Origin of the sequence: Roseburia sp. AF42-8 (assembly GCF_003435965.1) — a bacterium.
Taxonomy (GTDB): Bacteria; Bacillota; Clostridia; order Lachnospirales; family Lachnospiraceae; genus Roseburia_C; species Roseburia_C amylophila.
In genome coordinates this window covers 1-6,070 of sequence record NZ_QTVB01000074.1, presented here as the reverse complement: position 1 = coordinate 6,070, position 6,070 = coordinate 1, and the positions used below count along the sequence as shown (strand labels likewise).

Genomic DNA, 6,070 nt, shown 5'->3' with positions numbered 1-6,070 from the left:
TCTTCCTCATCTATATAACCATATTGACAATATCCTGATTCCCTTAACTCGGCAATATATGTCCTTTCATCTATTGCAATATTAGGTATAACAAATTTCTCCAATCCATTATTATCATAATTTTTATAATAATTTTTTGTCAGGTCATAATTTTCATTTATCTTTTTTATTTCTACTCCGAACGGATTCTCGTCCGCACTTAATACTACTGTCTCCGGTTCTTCCCCGACCTCTGGCTGTTCCAATGCTGTCTGTTCTCTTTTATACTGCATCAGCGCTGCAGCTATTCCGATTACAAATAATGCTATAATGATTATTCCTACTATTTTTTTCTTTTTCATTTTTCTTTTCCTTCTAAAGTATATAATTGTTATATTTCAATTCTTTCGCCTATCTTTAATGAACTAAGATTATTCTGTTACTGCATTTTATTCATCCCACATTTCTGCTGACAAATTCCATTCTTCCTTCGGAAAATTGATATTAGAAAGTTCTCGCCCCGTTTCAAAATCTTTTGTCACTATATTAACTGACCAATTATCGTTTCCATTAAGTATCTGATATATTTCAATCTCCTCCAGCAAACGCATTATATTATCCATAACTTTCGTAGCATGTGCATTAATCGATACATCAGCTTCAATCATCGTATAATTCTCTGATACAGCAAATTTATACCAATCTTCTCCATCAGCCGATAATACTGTTTTATGAATAACCGACTCTGTATTGCCAATCCAATCTTCTTTCTGCTTTTCCGTCATTTCTGCTATTATATTATCTTCCTCATCTATATAACCATATTTACAATATCCCGATTCCCTTAATGCTATAATGTATGACCTTTCATCTGTAGTGACATTAGGTATAACAAATTTCTCCAATCCCTTATTATCATAATTTTTATAATAATTTTTTGTCAGGTCATAATTTTCATTTATCTTTTTTATCTCTACTCCGAACGGATTCTCATCCGCACTTAATACTACTGTCTCCGGTTCTTCCCCAACCTCTGGCTGTTCCAATGCTGTCTGTTCTCTTTTATACTGCATCAGCGCTGCAGCTATTCCGATTACAAATAATGCTATAACAATTAACCCTGCCACATTCCTTTTCTTCATGTTTAAGCTCCTCTTTTATCAGAAGAACTACCTGTTTTTTACAGGCAATCCTCCCAACTTATTTTTGCAATTATGTTATATTAAATTGTTTTATAAATTATTTGGGATACTTGCCGGAGAATTCCGACATATATGAACTTCCTTATTCTATAAAAGATGTAAGTGTTATTTTCATAGCCCACACTCCCATTGTTTACTCAACAATCACTTAATAGCTTAAACATTTCACTTTTTTTCTGTCAATTAGCAATTTAGATAAAACACACTATTGTATTTGTAGGATTTTCACAAAAGCGAATTATATAACTTTTACATTTCATTATGTACTTCCGGAAATATATGCTATAATGGACGCATATTTGATTCATTTACTAAGGAGAGGTATTTTACAATGAAAGAAAAATTTAAAAATCTGTCAGCCCCCGTTGGAATTGTGCTGTCTATTGTAGCGGTTATTCTTTTTACCGGGTTATTGTTGGGACTTGGCTTTGTTTTAGGAAAAATTCCGGGATTAAATGAACAAAACGACTACCTGCTTCAGGCAATCGCAGAATTTATCATTCTGATTGTTTTCCTGATTATAACCTTTGTGATTGGTTATACCCGTATCTTTACGGAAAATGTTGCCGGCTGGCTCAGAAGTTTATATACCGGCGGCTTCTTTGTGGTTTACTGTCTGTTCAGCCTTATTGCACAGATTTATCTTTGCAGTATATCAAAAGCGGGAAATGTAAGACCTGCTTTGGAAATTATATTCTATATAGTTGCTATTTTTCTGGTTGGACTGGTAGAAGAACTGGTTTTTCGAGGTGTCATTTTTAATCTGTTACTGAACAGTTTTCCAAAAACAAGAAAAGGCATTACCGGTGCCATTGTTTTAGGCGGCGTCCTCTTTGGTCTGATGCATTTTGTAAATATTCTTTCCGGAGTGAAATTTACAAGTGCGCTGATTCAGGTTATCTCCGCTGCTTTGATGGGTATTTTATTCTGTACGATATATGCATCTACCCGCAATTTCTGGATGCTTGTCATTTTCCATGCCCTTGTTGATTTTGCCAGCCTGCTTTCCACCGGAATTTTCGATGCCGGAAATATTGTGTCCCAGATCAATACTTTCTCTGCAATTAATTCCCTGTCATTTATCATGCTGGCAATTCCAATGTTTGTTATGCTGCGCAAATCAAGACGTATCCGCTTAGAGATGCTCTACAACAACGTTCCGATTTATGATGATGAACACGAAGCTAAGATGCTTTCCATCGTATCTCTTGTTCTTGGCATCATCAGTCTGGTACTTTCCTGCATCGGCTATCTGATTGGGCTTGGTATTGTGGGCATTTTTGCAGCAATTCTTTCCAAGAAAGCCAAACCATATAATAACTCTATGGCTACTGCCGGAATGATTACTTCCATCATAGGAATTATCCTTTCTGCCATTGCTGTGGTTCTTCTCAGCGTGGTCTACTCCAGCGATATGATGGCGCAGTTTATGTGAAATTTCAACATGGAAAGCCCGGATTGCTCCGGGCTTTTCTTATACATTGTCTACATTGTTTAAATTTTTTCGGATACGAGGGCTATGCTTCTTCTGCCTTGTCATCCAGATTTACTATGATTATATTTTTTCTTGTAACTGCGCCAATCTCTTCCAATGCATTGAGCATACGGTATACGGTTGCTGTTCCAATGCTTTTGTCTTTCTTGGACGCTCTGTAATAAATTTCCTTACAACTGGAGCAGTTATCTTCTAAGATAATATCCAAAAGAATACGACGCTGCTTTGTCATCCGGCATCCCCGGTCTTTCAGCATCTTGATTATCTTGTCTCTGGTCTGTGTCGTCTGCGTCATGCCTGCCTCCAATCTAGATTAATGGCAATGTCCATCACAGTGCTTGCAGTTCACACCACACTGCAGTGATTTTCCTGCCTTTTTGTCTTTTACCATGCTTCGAATTATAAGTGCAACGACTGCTACAACTACAGTTCCAACAATAACTGTACCCATCGTAATCACTCCTTTCTGTTATGGCGGATTATTTTGCTTTTACTGTTACATTTAATGTCTGGCTTTCCTTATAAGGACGGAACAAAAGATAAATGAATCCGATGATTAAAAGGAATGCGACTACTGTTCCAATTCCAAATGTTCCTGCTGTAATTAAGGAACCAATCTGGAAGATACATAAGGATACAACATATGCAAGGATACACTGATATCCGATTGCGAACCAGAACCATTTTGTATTGTTCATCTCACGTTTGATTGCACCCATAGCTGCGAAACATGGTGCACACAGTAAGTTGAATACTAAGTAAGAATATGCTGCAAGTGCAGTCATGCTGCTTGCAAGGTTACCCCAGATTTCTGCTCCGTCTTCTGCAACTTCTGCAAATCCGAATAACTGTCCGATTGTTCCTACTACGTTCTCTTTTGCGATTAATCCGGTAATAGCTGCAACTGTCATCTTCCAGTTACCCCATCCAAGAGGTGCGAAAATCCAGGCAACTGCATTACCAATCTTAGCTAAGATACATTCTGCCTGAGCAGCTTCCAGCGCGGTTCCTTCCAGTCCGTCAAAGTTTAACATTCCGAAGCTTCCGTCTGTCCATCCAAAGTTCATTAAGAACCAGACTACGATAGTTGATAAAAGGATGATGGTACCAGCCTTCTTAATAAAGGACCAGCCTCTCTCCCACATGCTTCTTAATACGTTTCCAACTGTTGGCCAGTGATATGCCGGTAACTCCATAACGAATGGTGCCGGATCTCCAGCGAACATCTTTGTTTTCTTTAAGATAATACCGGAGCAGATGATTGCTGCGATACCAACGAAATATGCACTTGGTGCAACCCATGAAGCTCCATCAAATAATGCACCTGCGATCAATGCGATGATTGGAAGTTTTGCTCCACATGGGATAAATGTTGTTGTCATAATTGTCATCTTACGGTCTCTGTCATTTTCAATGGTTCTTGATGCCATAACTCCAGGAACACCACAACCACTACCGATTAACATCGGGATAAATGATTTTCCGGAAAGACCGAATTTACGGAAGATGCGGTCCATGATAAATGCGACACGGGCCATATAACCGCAGGACTCTAAGAATGCTAAAAAGATGAATAATACCAGCATCTGCGGTACGAATCCGAGAACTGCACCAACACCGGAGATAATACCATCTACAATAAGACCTGTCAGCCAGTCTGCACATCCGATATTTTCAAAGAAGTTCTGTGCTGCCGGGATAATCCACTCACCAAAGAGAGTATCATTGGTCCAGTCTGTTAAAATGGAACCTACTGTTGTTACAGATACATAATATACAATCCACATAACTACTGCGAAGATTGGCAGTGCCAGCCAGCGGTTTGTTACGATACGGTCAATCTTATCGGAAGTAGAAAGTTTTTTCTTGCCATTCTTGGTAATACACTCACCAATAATGCTTGAAATATATACATATCTTTCATTTGTGATAATACTTTCGGTATCATCATCAAATGCATCTTCCATTTCTTTGATTTCTGCAGATACATCTGCTTTCTGTTTCATCTGCTCTGCAATCTTATCATCTTTCTCAAGAAGTTTGATTGCAAAGAAACGTTTCTGTTCTTCCGGAATGTCACTTCCTAATTTTTCTTCTGCTTTGCGGATGATGTCCTCCGCTTCTTTCGAGAACTCATGTACCGGAGCTCCGGCTTTCTGTTTTGCAGCTTCGATTGCCTTCTCTGCTGCAGCCATGATTCCGGTTCCTTTTAATGCAGAAATCTCAACTACTTCGCATCCTAATTTTTTAGAAAGCTTGTCGATATGTATCTGGTCTCCGGATTTCTTTACCAAGTCCATCATGTTTACAGCCATGATAACCGGAATTCCCAGTTCCATTAACTGTGTAGAAAGATAAAGGTTTCTCTCGATGTTGGTTCCATCTACAATATTTAAGATTGCATCCGGACGTTCGTTAATCAGGTAATTTCTTGCAACAACTTCTTCCAGTGTATATGGTGATAAGGAATAGATACCTGGTAAGTCCATGATTGTTACATCCTTATGACCTTTTAACTTTCCTTCTTTTTTCTCTACAGTTACGCCCGGCCAGTTACCTACGAACTGGTTAGAACCTGTCAGAGCATTAAATAATGTGGTTTTTCCACTGTTGGGATTTCCTGCTAATGCAATTTTAATCGCCATCTTTTTTACTCCTCTTTTCTTCTTTCTTTTATCATTTTTAAATTTCCTGCATAGAGCCTTTCTATGCTGTTAGTCCGATATTTCTTTTGTTAGTCGGGCTGTTTCAATGTTAGCTTAGCATTCCTTATGTTAGCATTTACTAACCTATATGCAAAAAAAATTTATTCTACTTCAATCATTTCTGCATCTGCTTTACGAAGAGAAAGCTCATAGCCACGAACTGTCACCTCTACCGGATCACCGAGTGGAGCAACCTTTCTTACATAAACGTCCACGCCCTTGGTAATACCCATGTCCATGATACGTCTCTTTACCGGTCCCTCTCCGGACAGCTTTTTCACCTTTACGGTCTGACCGCAGGCTACTTCTTTTAATGTCTTCATAATTTCCTCCTTCTGGCTGTTACACCATAATCTTATTTGCCATGTCTTTTCCAATTGCTACTCTGGATTCTTTGACATTTACAATCATATTTCCATTTACCTCGGATACTACTGTTACTGTACCACCGGCAACAAAACCAAGGTTTTCAAGAAATCTTCTTGTCTCTTCTTTACCGCCGACTTTCTTAATTACGTTCGGCTCTCCTTCTTTTACCATAGATAAAGGCATCATGTTCTCCTCTTTTCTATTGTGCTATTGTTAATTTTTTCTCATTTCATTGGTTAGTATATTCTAACTATCATTAGTTGTCAAGAACGTTTTTGAGAAAATTTTATCATTAAGAAACATTTTTTTGCTTTCATTTT

At 38.2% G+C, this 6,070-nt stretch carries 8 protein-coding genes; 1 reads left to right on the top strand and 7 read right to left on the bottom strand.

Going from position 1 to position 6,070, the window contains the following annotated elements:
- Together DW059_RS14670 and DW059_RS14665 are read right to left on the bottom strand one after the other, a co-directional pair.
- Positions 1-341 (bottom strand): hypothetical protein (locus tag DW059_RS14670; protein WP_147326064.1); only part of this gene is annotated, 341 nt, incomplete at its 3' end.
- Between the two features lie 87 nt (positions 342-428).
- Positions 429-1,121 (bottom strand): hypothetical protein, encoded by a 693-nt coding sequence (locus DW059_RS14665; RefSeq protein ID WP_117699283.1) that lies wholly within the window; start codon positions 1,119-1,121, stop codon positions 429-431.
- Positions 1,122-1,512: 391 nt separating this feature from the next.
- Here DW059_RS14665 and DW059_RS14660 point away from each other — a divergent pair, with 391 nt between their 5' ends.
- The gene (locus DW059_RS14660; RefSeq protein WP_117699282.1) at positions 1,513-2,616 is read left to right on the top strand and encodes a CPBP family glutamic-type intramembrane protease; all 1,104 of its coding nucleotides are present in this window, start codon (positions 1,513-1,515) and stop codon (positions 2,614-2,616) included.
- Positions 2,617-2,698: 82 nt separating this feature from the next.
- Here the strand turns inward: DW059_RS14660 and DW059_RS14655 are convergent, their stop codons facing one another.
- The 5 genes from DW059_RS14655 to DW059_RS14635 form a co-directional block, all read right to left on the bottom strand.
- Positions 2,699-2,971 carry a Fur family transcriptional regulator gene (locus DW059_RS14655; protein WP_117699281.1) on the bottom strand — a complete coding sequence of 91 codons (273 nt, stop codon included), beginning with the start codon at positions 2,969-2,971 and terminating at the stop codon, positions 2,699-2,701.
- A gap of 18 nt (positions 2,972-2,989) precedes the next feature.
- Positions 2,990-3,127: a FeoB-associated Cys-rich membrane protein gene (locus DW059_RS14650; protein ID WP_117699280.1), complete on the bottom strand. Its 138-nt coding sequence runs from the start codon at positions 3,125-3,127 to the stop codon at positions 2,990-2,992.
- A gap of 28 nt (positions 3,128-3,155) precedes the next feature.
- Positions 3,156-5,321, bottom strand: a complete 2,166-nt coding sequence (gene feoB, locus DW059_RS14645; protein WP_117699279.1) for a ferrous iron transport protein B — start codon at positions 5,319-5,321, stop codon at positions 3,156-3,158.
- Between the two features lie 161 nt (positions 5,322-5,482).
- Positions 5,483-5,704: a FeoA family protein gene (locus tag DW059_RS14640; RefSeq protein ID WP_022242378.1), complete on the bottom strand. Its 222-nt coding sequence runs from the start codon at positions 5,702-5,704 to the stop codon at positions 5,483-5,485.
- A 19-nt stretch (positions 5,705-5,723) separates the two neighbouring features.
- The gene (locus DW059_RS14635; protein WP_117699278.1) at positions 5,724-5,936 is read right to left on the bottom strand and encodes a FeoA family protein; all 213 of its coding nucleotides are present in this window, start codon (positions 5,934-5,936) and stop codon (positions 5,724-5,726) included.
- Between the last annotated feature and the right edge of the window lie 134 nt (positions 5,937-6,070).